This window comes from Kineosporiaceae bacterium, from assembly GCA_016713225.1.
Classification (GTDB): Bacteria; Actinomycetota; Actinomycetes; order Actinomycetales; family Kineosporiaceae; genus JADJPO01.
In genome coordinates this window covers 306,468-322,770 of record JADJPO010000004.1, presented here as the reverse complement: position 1 = coordinate 322,770, position 16,303 = coordinate 306,468, and the positions used below count along the sequence as shown (strand labels likewise).

The 16,303-nt window shown below is 71.2% G+C and carries 12 protein-coding genes, 1 other RNA gene and 1 pseudogene; 9 read left to right on the top strand and 5 right to left on the bottom strand.

Annotated features, from left to right (window positions below):
* Positions 1–2: 2 nt before the first annotated feature.
* Complete coding sequence (locus IPK24_17975; protein MBK8077398.1) at positions 3–1,322, top strand: peptidoglycan DD-metalloendopeptidase family protein; 1,320 nt, start codon at positions 3–5, stop codon at positions 1,320–1,322.
* A gap of 29 nt (positions 1,323–1,351) precedes the next feature.
* Positions 1,352–1,822, top strand: coding sequence for an SsrA-binding protein SmpB (smpB, locus tag IPK24_17970; protein MBK8077397.1), 471 nt, complete (start codon positions 1,352–1,354; stop codon positions 1,820–1,822).
* A gap of 20 nt (positions 1,823–1,842) precedes the next feature.
* Here smpB and IPK24_17965 read toward each other — a convergent pair whose 3' ends face one another.
* On the bottom strand, positions 1,843–4,050 hold the full coding sequence (locus tag IPK24_17965) for an EAL domain-containing protein (GenBank protein MBK8077396.1): 2,208 nt from the start codon (positions 4,048–4,050) through the stop codon (positions 1,843–1,845).
* Positions 4,051–4,254: 204 nt separating this feature from the next.
* On the opposite strand from IPK24_17965, the gene ssrA reads away from it, so the two are divergent.
* From ssrA to IPK24_17945, 4 genes are all read left to right on the top strand, one after another.
* Positions 4,255–4,627, top strand: a transfer-messenger RNA (tmRNA) gene (ssrA, locus tag IPK24_17960).
* A 307-nt stretch (positions 4,628–4,934) separates the two neighbouring features.
* Positions 4,935–5,882, top strand: coding sequence for a calcium/sodium antiporter (locus IPK24_17955; protein ID MBK8077395.1), 948 nt, complete (start codon positions 4,935–4,937; stop codon positions 5,880–5,882).
* A 9-nt stretch (positions 5,883–5,891) separates the two neighbouring features.
* Positions 5,892–6,251 (top strand): VanZ family protein, encoded by a 360-nt coding sequence (locus IPK24_17950; GenBank protein ID MBK8077394.1) that lies wholly within the window; start codon positions 5,892–5,894, stop codon positions 6,249–6,251.
* Positions 6,248–6,835, top strand: a complete 588-nt coding sequence (locus tag IPK24_17945) for a YqgE/AlgH family protein (protein MBK8077393.1) — start codon at positions 6,248–6,250, stop codon at positions 6,833–6,835. The genes IPK24_17950 and IPK24_17945 overlap by 4 nt, the downstream gene beginning before the upstream one ends.
* Before the next feature lie 7 nt (positions 6,836–6,842).
* On the opposite strand, the gene IPK24_17940 is transcribed toward IPK24_17945, so the two are convergent.
* Positions 6,843–8,612, bottom strand: a complete 1,770-nt coding sequence (locus tag IPK24_17940) for an alpha-lytic protease prodomain-containing protein (GenBank protein MBK8077392.1) — start codon at positions 8,610–8,612, stop codon at positions 6,843–6,845.
* 955 nt (positions 8,613–9,567) lie between these two features.
* Positions 9,568–10,524, bottom strand: a pseudogene (locus IPK24_17935) (alpha-lytic protease prodomain-containing protein).
* Between the two features lie 375 nt (positions 10,525–10,899).
* Here IPK24_17935 and IPK24_17930 point away from each other — a divergent pair.
* Together IPK24_17930 and IPK24_17925 are read left to right on the top strand one after the other, a co-directional pair.
* On the top strand, positions 10,900–11,259 hold the full coding sequence (locus IPK24_17930; GenBank protein MBK8077391.1) for a DUF3039 domain-containing protein: 360 nt from the start codon (positions 10,900–10,902) through the stop codon (positions 11,257–11,259).
* Complete coding sequence (locus IPK24_17925; protein MBK8077390.1) at positions 11,249–12,691, top strand: MFS transporter; 1,443 nt, start codon at positions 11,249–11,251, stop codon at positions 12,689–12,691. The genes IPK24_17930 and IPK24_17925 overlap by 11 nt, the downstream gene beginning before the upstream one ends.
* Here the strand turns inward: IPK24_17925 and IPK24_17920 are convergent.
* Positions 12,675–12,872 (bottom strand): hypothetical protein, encoded by a 198-nt coding sequence (locus tag IPK24_17920; protein MBK8077389.1) that lies wholly within the window; start codon positions 12,870–12,872, stop codon positions 12,675–12,677. The two genes, IPK24_17925 and IPK24_17920, sit on opposite strands and share 17 nt — an antisense overlap.
* Before the next feature lie 3 nt (positions 12,873–12,875).
* Positions 12,876–14,333 (bottom strand): NAD(P)/FAD-dependent oxidoreductase, encoded by a 1,458-nt coding sequence (locus tag IPK24_17915; GenBank protein MBK8077388.1) that lies wholly within the window; start codon positions 14,331–14,333, stop codon positions 12,876–12,878.
* A gap of 186 nt (positions 14,334–14,519) precedes the next feature.
* Here IPK24_17915 and IPK24_17910 point away from each other — a divergent pair, with 186 nt between their 5' ends.
* Complete coding sequence (locus IPK24_17910; protein ID MBK8077387.1) at positions 14,520–16,301, top strand: DEAD/DEAH box helicase; 1,782 nt, start codon at positions 14,520–14,522, stop codon at positions 16,299–16,301.
* The last annotated feature ends 2 nt before the right edge of the window (positions 16,302–16,303 follow it).

Genomic DNA, 16,303 nt, shown 5'->3' with positions numbered 1-16,303 from the left:
CGATGGCATCGAGGTTCGGACGACGCGCACTGGCGTCCGTGGGCGCCGCGGCGCTGTTCGTCGTCCCGGGCCTGACCTGCGCCGGGATGGGGCCGGTGGGCGCGGCGCAGGCTGCCTCCCATCCGTTGGCCGACGACATCGACCAGCGCAAGAAGGACGTCGACTCGGCGATCGCCGACCTGCGGGAATCCCTCGAGGGCGCCAACGCCGACTTCGTCGAGGCTGCGATCGCGTTGAAGCGAGCCGAGCAGAACCTCGTCGTGGCGCGGGCCAGCCTGGCCACGGCACAGGGCCGACTGGCTCAGGCCACCGCGCAGGACGCACACCTGGCCGCCCAGCTCGAGGTGGCCCGCGCCGAGGAGGGCAAGGCCGAACGTGACCTGCAGGCCCAGGCCACCGCGGAGGACGAGACCCGCAAGGCCCTGGGCGACATCGCCCGGCAGGCGTACGTGGGCAGCGACATCAACGGGCTGTCCATCCTGTTGCAGGCCGACAGCCCCGAGCACCTCAGTGAGCGTCTCGCCTATGCGGGAGCCGCGTTGCGGGCACAGAACGGTGCCATCGACCGGCTCGCGGTGCAGCAAGCCGAGATGCGGGCCCGCGGCAGCCGGCTGGCCGCCGTCCGGGCCCAGATCGCCGAGCTGAAGCGCCAGTCCACCCTCGTGGTCGCGGCGCGCCGCGCGGCCGAACAGCAGGCGGCCACCGCCGAGGCCGAGGTCACCACCCTGGTGGCCACCCAGCAGGGCGCGGTGACCACGATCCAGGGCAAGATCGCCGCCGAGAAGAAGCGGCTGGACGAGCTGGCCGCCGAGCAGTCCAAACTCCGGGCGATCCTGGCCGAGCGGGCGCGCAAGGCCCGCGAGGCGGCTCGCAAGCGCGCCCGTCAGGGTGGCGGTGGAGGCGGCGACAGCGGAGGTCAGCGGGCGTCCAACGGATTCTTCGGGTACCCGAGTTCGGGCCGGATCAGCTCCGGTTTCGGCATGCGCTACCACCCGATCCTGCACTACTCCCGGATGCACACCGGAACCGACTTCGCGGCCGGCTGCGGCACCGCGGTGTACGCGGCGGCGGACGGCGAGATCATCTCGGCGGGCTGGGCCGGGGGGTACGGCAACCGGGTCATCATCGACCACGGCTTGGTCAACGGCGCCGACCTGGCCACCACCTACAACCACCTGTCGCGCATCGTGCGGGGAGGCGGCTCGGTGAGCCGAGGCCAGGTCATCGGGTACGTGGGTACCACCGGCTTGTCGACCGGGTGTCACCTGCACTTCGAGGCCCTGGTGGACGGCAACTACGCCAACCCGATGCGCTGGCTCTGAGGCGCCTCACCCCTGCCTACACTGGTCGGATGCCTCGTGAAACCGGCCGCAAGGTGGTGGCCTCGAATCGCAAGGCCCGCCACGACTATCACATCGACGATGTGGTCGAGGCCGGGCTGGTGCTGACCGGTACCGAGGTCAAGGCATTGCGGGCGGGGCGGGCGTCGCTGGTCGACGGGTTCGTCTCGATCGACGACGGCGAGGCCTGGCTGCAGTCCGTGCACATCCCGGAGTACTCGCAGGGCACCTGGACCAATCACGCCCCGCGGCGCAAGCGCAAGCTGCTCATGCACCGCACCGAGATCGACAAGCTCGAGGCGGCGCTGCGCGAGAAGGGGCACACCATCGTGCCGCTGCAGCTGTACTTCTCCGACGGCCGGGCCAAGGTCGAGATCGCCCTGGCCCGAGGCAAGAAGGAGTACGACAAGCGGCACGCCCTGCGCGAGCGGCAGGACAAGCGCGAGGTCGACCGCGCCGTCCAGGCTCACAAGCACCGCTGAGTCTCGGATACCGCTGAGTCTCAGAGGGGGGACGGCCTGCCGAAGTGCCAGCCCTGGCCACGGTCGCAACCCATCAGGCGCAACATCTCGGCCTGTTCGGCGGTCTCGACGCCCTCGGCGGTGACCGTCATGCCGTGGGCATGGGCCAGTTTGATGATCGCCGACACCACGGCATCGGGCCGCTTGCCGGTGCCCAGCCGCGACACGAACGACCGGTCGATCTTGAGGAAGTCCAGGTTGAAGGCGTCCAGGTAGGCCAGCGCCGAGTAGCCGGTGCCGAAGTCGTCGATGCCCACCGTCATGCCCTCGTCCTGCAGCTCGCGCAGCTGGGCGGCGCGGGGGCTGCCGGCGTCCAGCAGGCTCGACTCGGTCACCTCGATCAACAGCCGCTGGGCGTCGACCCGGTGGCGGCGCAGGGCCGCGCGCATCCGGGCACGCCACTCGGCGTGGTCGAGCGTGCGGGGTGAGACGTTGACCGCGATCCGCTGCAGCCGCGGGTCGTCGGACGTGCTGGCCAGGGCAGCGATGGCGAGTTCGCAGATCCGGCTGTCGATCTCGATCACCAGGCCGGTCTCCTCGGCGGCCGTGATGAACACGTCCGGGGTGAGCAGACCGAGCTCGGGGTGTTCCATGCGGGCCAGCGCCTCGCTGGCCACCACCTCGCCCGAGGCGAGGGCGACCACCGGCTGCAACACCATCCGCACTCCGTCGTTGGCCAGCGCGGACCGCAGCTTGCGTTCGTTCTCGATCCGTTGATCGGCGGTGGCGCGCAGGTCGTCGTCGAACAACGCGACCGCGTCGCGGCCGGCGCCCTTGGCGGCGTAGAGCGCCAGGTCGGCCTCGCGATACAGGTCCTGCATGGTGTGGGTGCCCTGACCGCACCAGGTCACTCCGACGCTGGCCGTCGAGTTCAGCCGCGCGGCGCCGGGCAGGGTGTAGGGGTGGCCCAGCCGCAGTCGCACCATGTCGGCCTGGTCGGCCAGCGCCTTGGGGGAGGGGCTCCCCTTGATCAGGACGGCGAACTCGTCGCCTCCCAGCCGGGCGACGGTCGCGCTGTGCGGGACGGCGCTGCGCAGCCGCCGGCCGACCTCGACCAGCAGGGCATCGCCGGCGAGGTGGCCCAGGGAGTCGTTCACGGTCTTGAACCGATCGAGGTCGAGCAACATGAAGCCCAGCCCGAGCCCCGGGCGCATGTCGGCCAGGGCGGTCTGGGCGGCCACCTCCAGTGCCGTCCGGTTCGCCAACCCGGTCACGGTGTCGGTGAGGGCGAGGCGCTCCAGCTCGGCCTGGGTGCGCCGCAGCACGGTCATGTCGATCATGTGCAGGATGACCCGGAACAGCCGGTCGGCGCCGTCGCCCGAGACGGCTGCGGCGGCGTGGACCCAGGTGTGGGTGTACGAGCCGTCCGGTCGCACCAGACGCAGTTCGGCGGCTCGAACCGCCTGGGCCGCGTTCTCGTCGACCACGGTGAGGGCGTGCAGCGTGGCGCGGTCGTCGGGGTGCACTCGCGAGGCCAGGTCGAACCCGTCGGCGAGGTCGACGCCGTCGGCGTCATCGGTCAGATCCTCGTCCGCCCCGGCCAGGCGGCGCAGGGCACGGTTGATCATGACGGTACTGACCGAGTCGGCGACGACCTCGAGGATCGCCATGCCGATCGGCGCCTCGTCGAAGGCGAGCCGGAACACCTCACGGCTGGACTGCAGCGCCTGCAGCGTCTGCTGCTGGGCCGTGACGTCCATGGTGGCGCCGAGGACGGCGACCGGGCGGCCCTGCTCGTCGGTGATGACGTCCGACCAGGCCTCGAGGTAGCGAATGACACCGTCGGGGGGCAGCACCCGGAAGATGACCTGCCAGCCCTCGCCGGCCTGGGCCGAGGCGGTGTCGGACTCGGTGAGGTCGTCACGGTCATCCGGGTGCAGCAGTTGCTGCCATTCCTCGATCGAGGGGGTGGTTCCCGGGGGCAGGCCGATGAGGGCGAACATCTCCTGTGACCAGGTGAGCCGACCCGTGGCCAGGTCCCAGCTCCACATCGCCAGGCCGGTCAGGCGGCGGGAGGCCTCCAAGAGCAGCTGGGCCACCCCGGCGTCCGAGGTCTGACGGCCGATGGCGGTGAGGGCCTGCTGCAGGTCGTCGACGCGCATGCCGCCGCCGGTGCGCTGACGTGGCACCCGGAGCAGGGCAGCAGCGGGCGCCGCGCGGGCAGGCTCGGTCGCCGGTCGCTGGGCCATCACCCGGTCTCCATCGGCGGGTGAGACCGTCACCCTGATCACCCGTTCGGCGGATGTGCTGCTCGGGTCGACCTGCCGTGACTCCATCCGGGGAATGCCGCTGGAGCCGACGGCGTTGCGCGCAGTACGCTGGTGAGGCCGGTGGCAGTCGGCATGATCCACGCACCATCCAGGAAGATCCACGGCAGGACATGACACACCCAGGGGGGTGACAGGCTTCGACGTCGGATGTCGAGGCAGGTGAAGCGGGCCGAGTAGGTGACGTGATCTCGTTAATCCTCGTCGCAAACCAATAACTGCCAACAAGCAGAGCACCGAGCACTTCGCCCTCGCCGCCTGAGCGAGGCAAGTCTCCGTCAGCCCCGAGCACGCCTTCGGCCCGGGTGCTGACGTCATCTAGAAGGCCACTGGCTGAAAGCCCGGTCACGGAGCTGATGCGACACAAACAGTGACTGAGCCCGGCTCGGCGACTCGTCCGCGTGATCGCCGGGGCTGAGAAAGGCCACAGCGGACTGCGCCCGGAGAAGAACTGGCTCACCACCGGCGGACGCGGGTTCGATTCCCGCCACCTCCACCAACGAGGCAGGCCCCCCACACGCACTTCGTGGGGGGCCTGCCTCGTTCGTCGACGCTGTGGGAATCGGGAGGAGGCTGCCCCGAGGGACGAGGGGCGTTCAGCCGACGGATCCCGCCACCTCTGCAACGGCGAACAAATCCCACCTCAGTGGTGATCTCGGGCACGGCAGCCCCGTACAGTCGTGATCGGTGAGCCGGGAAGTCTGGTCGGCGCTGGTGCCCACCTGCCCGAGGAGCTCCCGTGGATTCTTCGACCCCTGCGTTGCGCCCCTGCGCCCGACGAGCGCACTGACGTGCTCGCGGCGTATCTGGCGGCGTGTCTCGCCGGCCTGGTGCTGCTCGCCCGGTCGGCGGATGCCCTGGTGATCGGGGCGTCGTCCGTGGCGGCGCGGCTCGGCGTGCCCTCGGTGATCGTCGGGGTGGTGGTGATCGGGTTCGGCACGTCGGCGCCCGAGATGTTGGTCTCCGGCCTGGCCGCGGCGTCCGGCTCGGCGGACATCGGCTTCGGCAACGTGGTGGGGTCGAACATCGCCAATCTGACCCTGGTTCTCGGGGTGGCGGCGATGACCGCGCCGATCGTGGTGCGGGTCGAGGTGGTACGTCGCGAGGTGCCCTTGGCCCTGCTGGCCTCGGTGCTGTTCGCCGGTGCGCTTCAGGGTGGGCTCTCGCGCCGCGAGGGGCTGGGATTGATCATCGTCCTGGCCCTGGCGTTGTGGGCCTTGGTGCGATGGGCGCTGGCGGGCGGGACGCAACCGGCCGCCGTCGCTCTGGGCCACGAGGTGGACGACTTGGTCGAGGCCCCGCGGGCCGGCTCTCGGGTGGCCGTGCAAACGGTCGGCGGATTGCTCGGCACCCTCGCGGGAGCGCAACTGCTGGTGTGGGGCGCCGTCGGAATCGCCTCCGGTATGGGGTTGTCGGAGGGCTTCATCGGGGCCACCGTGGTCGCGGTGGGCACCTCGTTGCCGGAGCTGGTCACCGCGGCGCAGGCCGCCCGGCGTGGCGAGAGCGACCTGATCGTCGGCAACCTGATGGGATCCAACCTGTTCAACGCCCTGGCCGTGGGCGGCGTCATCGGCCTGATCCAGCCGGACGTCGTCGCCGGTCCCGAGGTGGCGGTGACCGGATGCCTGCTGATGATCGCGGTATCCGTGCTCGCTCTGGCGTTCATGGTGAGGGGCTTTCGCGTGGTGCGGTGGGAGGCCGCGGTCCTGGTGGGCACGTTCATCTCGGCGCTGCCCTTGCTGGCCGCGGGTTAGGGTCGTGGCGTGAACGTCCGTACCCGGCGCACGATCTTCGTGGTGACTGTCCTCGTGCACCTGGTGGCGCTGTACAGCCCCAAGGCCGGTGTGGCCTCACCCGTCCTGGGCACGGACAAGATCGTCCACATGGCGCTGTTCGGCGTCGTGCTCTACACCGGCGTGCGAGCGGGCCTGGCGATCAAGCCCCTGGTGATCGCCCTGCTCGCCAACGCGGTGATCAGCGAATTGGCTCAGTACCTGTGGTTGGCGCGCCGCTCCGGTGACGTCTGGGACGCCGTCGCCGACGCGCTCGGGGTACTGCTGGTCTGGGCACTGCTGCGCTGGCGCGGCGTCCGCTCGGTCGTCGTGGGCGGTGACCTCCGATGATCGGTCCCGAGCACAACGCGCCCGCCGACGGGCAGCGGCTGGCCGGTCGGCTCCTGGTGGCCACCCCACTGCTCGAGGATCCCCACTTCAAGCGCACCGTCGTCCTCATGCTCGATCACACCGACGAGGGCGCCATGGGCATCGTGGTGAACCGCCCGATGGACGTCGATGTCTCGCGGGTGTTGCCCGAGTGGCAGCCGTATGTCACGGCACCGGGCCGGCTGTTCCAGGGCGGGCCGGTCGGGTTGGACGGCGCGCTGGGGGTGGTGGCGGTGCCCGGGGACGATCAGGACCCGATCGGCGTCCGGCGCATCTTCGGTGCCCTCGGCCTGGTCGACCTCGACGTGCCACCCCAGATCGTGGCCGACGGGGTGGCGGGCCTGCGGATCTTCGCGGGGCACTCCGGCTGGTCGTCCGGCCAGCTCGAACAGGAGCTCGCCGAGGGTGCCTGGTACATCGTGGACGTCGAGGCGCGCGACCCCTTCAGCGACCGTCCCGACGACCTGTGGCGCTCGGTGCTGCGCCGCCAGCGCGGCGACCTGGCCTTCGTCTCGACCTACCCCGAGACCCCCGCCGCCAACTGAGGGTTTGTCAGGCGGTGCCGAAGGTGAAGGTTCGCGCGCCCGTCGGGATGTAGACGATGTAGCGGTAGCGGCCCGCCGACACCCGAGCCCGGGTGGTGGCCTGGCCCACGGCCGTGCTGGACGATCCGCCCTTGGCCGAGACCACCGTGACCCAGCCCTTGCGCGGGACCCACTTCTGCAGGAACAGGTGGATCCGCACCGGACCGGCCAGACCGGCGCACGCCCGCTGAACCGATGCCTTGGCGCTGTACTGGCCCTTGGCCGGCAGGATCAGGTAGCGGCTACTGCCCACCGAGGCCCTGACCTTCTTGTGGTACGCCGAGCAGATCGCTGCCGAGGTGCCCTGGCCGGGTGCCGGTCGACCCGCCGCCGGCGGGTTGCCGGACGGCGGGTTGCCGCCCGTCGACGGAGCCGGGACGGGCGCGGGCTTGGTCGGCGCCGGTGTGGTGGGCACCGGAGTTGTGGGCGCCGGCGGGGTGGCCGGTGCAGGAGCCGCGACCGTGGACTTCAGCCGCAGCCCGTAGGTGGACAGGATCGGGTTGAGCGGCTGGAAATAGGTGGTTCCACCGGCGGTGCAGTTGCCGTTTCCGCCGGAGGTGACCCCCTGCGCCTGCTGTCCGGAGATCCACGCGCCGCCGGAGTCACCGTGGTCGGCGCAGGCGTTGGTGCGGGTCAGCCCGCTGACCCGGCCCTCGGGGTAGCTCACCGTGGCGTTCTTGGACTGGATGGTTCCGCAGTGCCAGCCGGTGCTCGCCCCGGAGCGACACACCGTGGCGCCGACCACGGCCTCCTGCGAGCCCGCGACCTGCACGTTGCCCCCGGCGGCGTCCTTCACCCAGGGCTGCGGCGTCCAGCCGGCATTGGTCTGGACGAAGGCGAAGTCCGTGCCGGGGAAGTTCGAGGCCTTGAACACGCCTGCGGCGGCCCGGTTGAACCCGGCCACGGTGGCACCGGCGTCACCGCAGTGGCCGGCGGTCACGAAGCCGCCCTCGACCGAGAACCCGACCGAGCAGCGGTACATGTTGTTGATGTAGAAGGCATCGCCGCCACGGATGTCGGCCATCGGCTGCGGCTGCTCGTCGCTCACCGTGACCCGGTAGGCGGCAGGTGCCACGCCCGCCGCGTCGGCGAAGGCGGTCGCGGCGGCCTGGTCGCGGGCGACGATGCTCACGGTGTTGGCGGCCACGTCGACGTACCACGACCACACGCCGTCCGGCACTGCCTGGGCGCCCTGACGGTCCAGGGCCGAGGTGGTCTCCTCCAGCGTGCTCTGGCTCAGCGCCACCACGGCCGGGATGGCGTCGGCGTCCTCGACGGTCCGGGCGGCCGCGGCGTCGGTGACGGCGACCGTGAGCACGCCGCCGTCCGGGGACAGGTACGAGCCGGCGTAGGCATCGCCGAGGCGCGAGCGCAGATCCTGGTCGATCGTGCGGGCCTCGTCCTCCTGGATCACGCGGATCACCGCCTGATCGGCGCTCAGGCCCAGGTCGCGCTGCATCGCCTCGAGCACGGGCGCCGGGGCCACGGCGTCGGGAGCGGCGGGCGCCACGGGCGTGGCCTTCCGTCGCGCCGGTGCGGCCTTCGGCGCGGTCGAGGCGATCGGGCGGGACGACGCAGCGGCCTTGGCCGCCGGGGCGTGCGAGGACGCGGTGCGGGCCTGAGGTGCTGCCGTTCCGGCGGGCTGTGACCGGTCGAGAACCTGAGGCAGGCTGACCCCGATGCCGGCCAGGAGCAGCCCGGCAGCGGCGGCGATACCCAGGCGGTGAAGCGCTCTCACAGTGCAGCCGTCCTCATGGTTGTCGCGGTGATCGACGTGGTGCTGGTCCCACCCTGTGGGCAGGCTCTCGAGCGCTGCGGTAACGGCGCCTTATGTCCAGCTTGTGGATGACCCCGTGAACCTCGGGATGCCGGGCAACGGTTCGGGGACGTCGACCGATGGCCGACGTCCCCGAACGTGGTGCCCTGGTGCTCCCGAACCAGGGTCAGGAGGCCGCGGCGACGAACTTCCGCTGGCCGGATTGCGGCAGGTACACCAGGTAGCGCAGCTCGCCGGTGAGCGACAGGTTGCTCGCGCTCACCTGGGCCACCTGCCCGCCGTGCACGCGGTCGCTGCCCCGGACCACGGTCGACCAGCCCTTGCCCGGCACCCACTTCTGCACGAAGAAGTAGAGCGACAGGCTGTGCCTGGCCGGGGCCTGGGCTCCCGCGCAGACCGTGTGGACGACGTCCAGACCGCGGATCGAGAAGAAGCTGTACCGGTGCGAACCGCGCCCGACGCTGCCGGCGTGCTGTTCACCGAAGCCGGAGCAGATCGGTGAGCCGGGGGCAGTCTGAGTGGGGCTGGGTGCGGGCGTGGTGATCGTCGGGCTGGGCGCCGGGGTGGTGATCGTCGGGCTCGGTACCGGGGTGGTGATCGTGGGGCTGGGCACCGGGGTGGTGACCGTCGGGCTCGGTACCGGGGTGGTGACCGTGGGGCTCGGCACGGGGATGGTGACCGTCGGGCTGGGTGCCGGGGTCGTCACGGTCGGGCTCGGCACGGGGGTGGTGACCGTCGGGCTGGGTGCCGGGGTCGTCACGGTCGGGCTCGGTACCGGGGTGGTGACCGTCGGGCTCGGCGCCGGGGTGGTCACCGTCGGACTCGGCCGGGTGGGGCTGGGTGACGGTGTGGTCGGGGTGGGCGACGGCGTCGGGGTGCCACCACCGACGACCTTCAGCTTCAGGCCGTACCGGGTCAGGATCGGGTTGAGCGGCTGGAAGTACGTGGTGCCGCCGGAGGTGCAATTGCCCGAGCCGCCAGAGGTGACGCCCTGCGCCTGCGCCCCGGAGATCCACGAGCCCCCCGAGTCACCCGGTTCGGCGCACACGTTGGTGCGGGTCATCCCGCTGACCTGACCCTCGGGGTAGCGGATGGTGTTGTTCTTCGACTGGATCGTGCCGCAGTGCCAGCCCGTGGTGGACCCCGAGCGGCAGACGGAGGCACCGACCACCGCTTCTTGCGAGTCGGTGACCAGAACGTTCGCGGCGGTTGACCCCTTGACCCACGGTTGCGGCGTCCAGTTGGCGTTGACCACGACGTGGCCCATGTCGTTGCCGGGGAAGATCGCTTCGGTGACCGTTCCCTGAGCGACCCCGTTCGACCCGGCGGTCTTGGCGCCTGCTGCACCACAGTGGCCGGCGGTCACGAAGCCACCCTCGACCGGGAAGCCGATCGAGCACCGGGACCGGCTGTTGATCAGGTAGGCGTCGCCACCCCGGACGTCGGCCAGCGGCCGCGGCTGCTCGTCCGTCACCTCGATCGTGACCTTGCCGCCGACGCCTGCCGCCGTGGCGAACGCCTGGGCAGCCTCGTGGGAGCGAGCTCTCACCCGAACGGTGTTGGACTTCACGTCGACGAAGTAGCCGACGACCTCAACGGGTGCTGGCTGCGCATCGAGGGCGGACTTGACCCGGTCGAGCTCACCGGCACTCGTCCGGACGATCACCGGGACGGCGTGGGCCGCCGTGACGATCTTCGCCGCCGCACGATCGGTGACGGTCACGGTCAGGGTGTTGCCGTCTGCGCTCAGGTAGGACCCGACGTAGCTCGCACCGAGCCGGCTCCGCAGCGAGGCGTCGGTGTCGCGGGCTGCGTCCTCGGCGAGTACCCGCAATACGGCGTCCTGCTCGCTCAGCCCGAGGTCGCGCTGCATCGCCGTCAGCACCGGCTCGGGTGCCACGGAACCCGCGGGGTCGTCGGTCGCCGCGGCGGTGCCGGCGTCGGCGGCTTCGACAGCTGCGCCGGTGGCGTGCGTCGCCTGCGCTGCGGTTCCGGGGAGGGTGGCGTCCTGGCTGAGGATCCGGGGCACGGCGACCCCTACAGCGGCCAAGGTCAACCCAGCGGTGGCGGCGATCCCCAGGCGTCGGAGCACTCTCACGGTGTGCGGCCCTTCTCGTGGTGTGATGGTGACTCACACCCTCGGATGCCTCCCCTCGAGCCGGGGGTAAAGGCGCCTTATCGGTGCCTTGTGTGATCGACCTGCGGCCTTGATGGTGAACCCGCCGAGTGCGGCCTAGACTCGCTCGCCATGAGCTCCGTCGACGATCCCGCCCCGCTGTCCTCACCCATGACGGCGCCCTCGGTCGACCACGGCGCCACCGCTCTGCTGGACCGCGAACTGGTCGAGCAGCCGGTCGAGCCCGGCGACCACGAGCGCTTCGCGCACTACGTGCGCAAGGAGAAGATCGTCGAGTCGGCTGTCACCGGCATGCCCGTGATCGCGTTGTGCGGCAAGGTCTGGGTGCCCGGCCGCGATCCGAGCAAGTTCCCGGTCTGCCCGGCCTGCAAGGAGATCTACGAGCAGCTGCCGCGCGGTGGCGGCAAGGGCGGCGACGGCAAGGGTGGCGGCGACACGGGGTCGGGTTCCGGTTCCGGTGGTGACAGCTAGCCCCTGGCGCCGTCCGTATCGCACCACCACCGCGGCCGTCGTCGCCGTCGTCCTGCTGGTGGCCTTCGAGGCCTACGCCGTGGTGACGGCGATGCCCGTGGCCGCCCGCGCCCTGGGTGGCCTGCGCGAGTACGGCCTGGCGTTCTCGTTGTTCGTCACGGCGGCGTTGCTGGGCATCGTGGTGGCCGGTGACGTCGTCGACCGGCGCGGCCCGGGGCCGGTGATGGTGGCGGGGCTGGTCGCCTTCGGTGCCGGGTTGCTGCTCAGCGGGACGGCGAGTGGTTTCCTGGTCTTCCTGACCGGGCGTGCGCTGAGCGGGCTGGGCGGCGGCGTGCACATGGTCTGCATGTATGTGCTGGTCGCCGCGGCCTACCCGGAATCGTTGCAGCCCAAGGTGTTCGGGCTGATCTCGGCCAGTTGGGTGCTGCCCAGTCTGATCGGCCCGCCGATCGCCGGTTTGCTCGCCACCCAGATCGGCTGGCGCGCCCCGTTCCTGGCGGTGCTGCCGCTGTTGCCGGCTCCGTTGTGGGTGCTGGCCGCCCGGCTGCGCACCGTGCGGATCCCCTCACCTGCCCCGGACGACGACCCCCCGGACGGCGCGCCGCGCGCCGTCCGCCGGCGCCGTACCGTGCTGAACGGGCTGCTGCTCTCCGGTGGTGCCGGCGGGGTGCAGTGGGCGCTGCACGCCGCGGCCTCGCCAGGTGCCGTCGGTGACGCGCCCCTGGTGGCCGCCGCGGTCCTCGCCTCGCTCGTGATGCTGACCGGGCTGGTGCGGTTGATGCCCGACGGGGTGTTCCGGCTGGCTCGCGGCCTGCCGGCGTTGGTGGTGTACCGCACCGCCGTCAACGCGGCCTTCTTCGGGTCGGAGGCCTTCCTCACGCTGATGCTCGTCGAGCACCGCGGCCTGCCCCCGGCCCTGGCGGGCCTGGCCCTGACCTGCGGTGCCCTCGGCTGGTTCGCCGGCTCGTGGAGCCAGGGGCACTGGCCGGGCGGTGCCCCGGATCGCTTCCGGTTGCTGGTGGTCGGGGGTCTGCTGATCGGGCTCGCGTTGGCGGGGCTGACGCTGACCCCTCTGGACGGCGTCCCGGTGGTGGTGGCGGCACCCGTGTGGGCGGTCGCCGGGCTGGGCATGGGCTGGGCGATGTCCTGTTCGAGCGTGCTGCTGCTGCGGCTGTCACCGGCGGGGGAGTCCGGGCGCAGCGCGGCCGCCGTCCAGATCGGGGACAACCTCGGCAGCATCCTCGGGATCGGGCTGTCCGGCGCCGTGTTCGCGGCCGGCCACGACCCGGGTGGTGACGACGTGGGTGTCTACATGCTGATCTGGGGCGTGCTGGGGATCGTCGGCGTGCTCTCGGGCTGGGTCGGGGTTCGGGTCCGACCGAGGACGAGTGAGCGCGCCGAGCTCACCCCGGCGGTCAGTGGTCTCCCTTGAGCACCATCCGCATGATGCGGGTGTTCAGCACGACGAATCGGCCGAGCTGGATCAGCAGGTTCTGGCGTGCCCGGATCGTGCGGGGGGTCGGCAGCGGTGCGGCTGCGATGGCGCGGTCCGCCTCGAGCAGGGCGGCGTCGTCCCGCGGTGTGGGCGAGGGCTGGGGCGAGGGCATGGTCATCGATCACTCCGGAATGAACTGCCAGCCCGGGCGGGCCTTGGCCTTGTAGATGAACAGGTAGTGGAGCATCAGCTTGAGCCAGTGCCCGGCCAGCCCGATCTCACCGATGGTGTCGTCGAGACTACGGCCGTGGCCTGGGTACTTCTGGTAGTCCGGCACCACGGGGTACATGGTCATCGAGGCCGCGGACCCCGTGCGCAGGCCGGTACCGGCCGATGCCACACAGGCGGCCCCCATCGAGGCCATCGAGGCCTCGTGGGTGTGCGCCTTGTTGCCCTGTGTGATCCGCTCGGCGATGGTGAGGGCCACGGTCTTGCCCATCACGCCCGAGGGCATGCCGGTACGCGGGGGTGAGGGTGCCACCACGGTGCCGTTCGGGCTCTTGCGCGGCCGCGAGATCTGGTGGGGCGGCGCGAAGGCGATTCCCACCGCGAACACCCCGGGGTAGGCCGGGCTCTCGTAGGTGGTGGGCCAGTCCTCGGCCCGCCAGTCGTCGTAGCCCTTGGCGGTGTAGTCGGCGTCGACCTTCATGAACCCACTCGGGGCGAAGACGGTCCCGGTGATGTCGGCCCCGGAGCGGTCGTAGGCGGCCAGGTCGGCGCCGCGGAACGGTGGGAGCAGCATGGCGAAGTCGAAGGCCAGTTCGTGGCGGGTGCCGTCGAGCTGTTCGTAGTGCACCACGCCGGGCTCGACCCGTTCGACGTGCGCCCCGAGAATGGCCCGGACGCCGCGTTCGCGGAACAACGACTCGGTCCAGAGCTTGCTCGTCGTCCGGAAACCGCTCTGCGCGAACGTCATCCCATCGACCCCGAAGTCGCCCAGCTCGAACTCGTTGGTCAGGTAGATGACCTCGGTCAGATCACGCACCCCGGCCTGCCGTAGTTCGTGGTCGACGTTGAACACGTACTCGAAGGCCGCACCCTCGCAGGTGCACGTGCCGTGGCCCATGCCGACCACCAGCGTCTGCCGTTCGCCGCGCTTGGCCCGCTCGATGGTCTCGGCGAGTGCTGCTGCGGCCTCGACCGCGTGGCCGGCGGTGCACACCGACAGCGAGTGGCCGTCAGGCCCCAGGCCCGGGGTGGCCGCGAAGTTCAGCCGGGGCCCGGTGGCGTTGACCAGGTAGTCGTAGCGCAGTCGAACCTGTTCACCGGCCCGATCGGGGCTGGTGTAGACGATGTCGACGGCGCCGGTGGGGTCGGTGTCGTCACCCTCCGGGCGTACCGCCACGGCCTTGGCCTGGTGGTAGGTGATGCCTTTGCGGCGATAGATCGGTGCCAGCGGGAAGACCACCTTGTCGGCACCCATGCGGCCGACGCCGACCCAGATGTTGGAGGGGATCCAGTTCCACTGAGAGTTGGGTGAGACCACGATCACCTCGTGGCTCTTGCCCAACGTGCGCCGCAGGTGAAGGGCTGCGGTGTGGCCGGACACACCCGCTCCGAGGATCACGATCCTGGCCATACGTTCCTCCGTCGACTCACCGGGGTTGATGGGTCATATACCCCCCCGGGTATAGTCAACCATGTTCTGGGGCGCTGCGGCGTCCGCAGGCCCAAGATCCACCTGAATGCGTAGCATGCCGGACGCCGCCGCGCCCGGAGGTGGCCGGTCTCGGTGAGTCGCCGGGCGAACCTGGGCTAGGGTCCGATGTTCGTGAGTGGCCGGCAGAATCCTGTTCCGCACCGGCGCACCGGACTCTCTCCGGCCTTCCCGGCCCGGGCCTCCTGGGGTACCGCCTCGAAGCTGCGGGCCTGGCAGGAACAGGCGCTGGCGACCTATCTCGAGCGTGACCCGCGCGACTTCCTCACCGTGGCCACCCCCGGCGCGGGAAAGACCACGTTCGCGCTGCGGGTGGCCGCCGAGCTGCTGGAACGCCGTGTGGTGCAACGGGTCACGGTGGTCTGCCCGACCGAGCACCTGAAGACGCAGTGGGCCGACGCCGCGCACCGGATGGGCATCCGGATCGACCCGACCTTCCGCAACAGCCACGGCTCGCACTCGCGGTCCTTCGACGGGGTCGCGGTCACCTATGCCCAGATCGCCACCCGGCCGGCGCTGCACCGGGCGCGCACCGAGGCCGCCCGCACGTTGGTGATCCTGGACGAGATCCACCACGGCGGGGACGCGCTGAGCTGGGGCGATGCCATTCGGGAGGCGTTCGAGCTGGCCACCCGGCGGCTGTCGCTGACCGGTACCCCGTTCCGCTCGGACGACGCCCCGATCCCGTTCGTCACCTACGAGCAGGACCGGCGCGACCCGGACGGCGTGATGCGCTCGCGCGCCGACCACAGCTACGGCTACGCCGACGCGCTGGCCGACCGCGTCGTCCGGCCGGTGATCTTCATGTCGTACTCGGGTGAGATGCGCTGGCGCACCCGTAGTGGCGACGAACTGAGCGCCCGGCTCGGCGAGCAGATGACCCGCGACATGGCCGCCCACGCCTGGCGCACCGCCCTGGACCCCACCGGACAGTGGATCCCGGCGGTGCTGGCCGCGGCCGATCAGCGGCTGACCCAGGTGCGGCGCAGCGTGCCGGACGCTGGCGGCCTGGTGATCGCGACCGACCAGACCGCGGCCCGCGCCTACGCGGCGCTGCTGCGCGAGATCAGCGGCGAACCACCGGTGGTGGTGGTCTCGGACGACGCCACCTCCTCGCAGAAGATCGAGGACTTCACCACCTCGAACCAGCGCTGGATGGTCGCCGTCCGCATGGTCTCCGAGGGGGTCGACGTGCCGCGGCTGGCGGTCGGGGTCTACGCCACCTCGACCTCGACGCCGCTGTTCTTCGCCCAGGCGGTGGGCCGGTTCGTGCGGGCGCGCAGCCGCGGCGAGATGGCCTCGATCTTCCTGCCGAGCGTGCCGACGCTGCTCGCGTTGGCCGGTGAGCTCGAGGTCGAGCGCGATCACGTGCTGGGCAAGCCGGCCAAGGACGACGAGGGCTGGTCGCCCGAGGACGACGAGCTCGCCGCAGCCAACCGCGAGGACAAAGCCTCGAACACGCTGGAGGGCAAGGCCTTCGAGGCCCTCGACGCGCAGGCCGAGTTCGACCGGGTGCTGTTCGACGCGCAGGAGTTCGGCACCACCGCCGAGATCGGCAGCGAACATGAACAGGGCTTCCTGCAGTTGCCCGGGTTGCTCGAGCCCGAAGAGGTCACCACCGCGTTGCGGGCGCGCCAGAACCGTCAGTTGGCCGGGCAGAAGAAGGGCGCGACGGTGGTCGAGGTCGCCACCCACCGCGAGCTGACCACCCTGCGCAAGGAGCTGCACACCCTGGTGGGTGCCTGGGCACGGCGCACCGGCCAGCCCCACGGCGTCGTGCATGCCGACCTGCGCGCCAAGTGCGGCGGCCCCGAGGTGGCCAAGGCCAGCTCGGAGGAGGTTCAGGCGCGCATCGCGACCCTGCGCAACTGGTTCGTCGGCCGCCGCTAGTT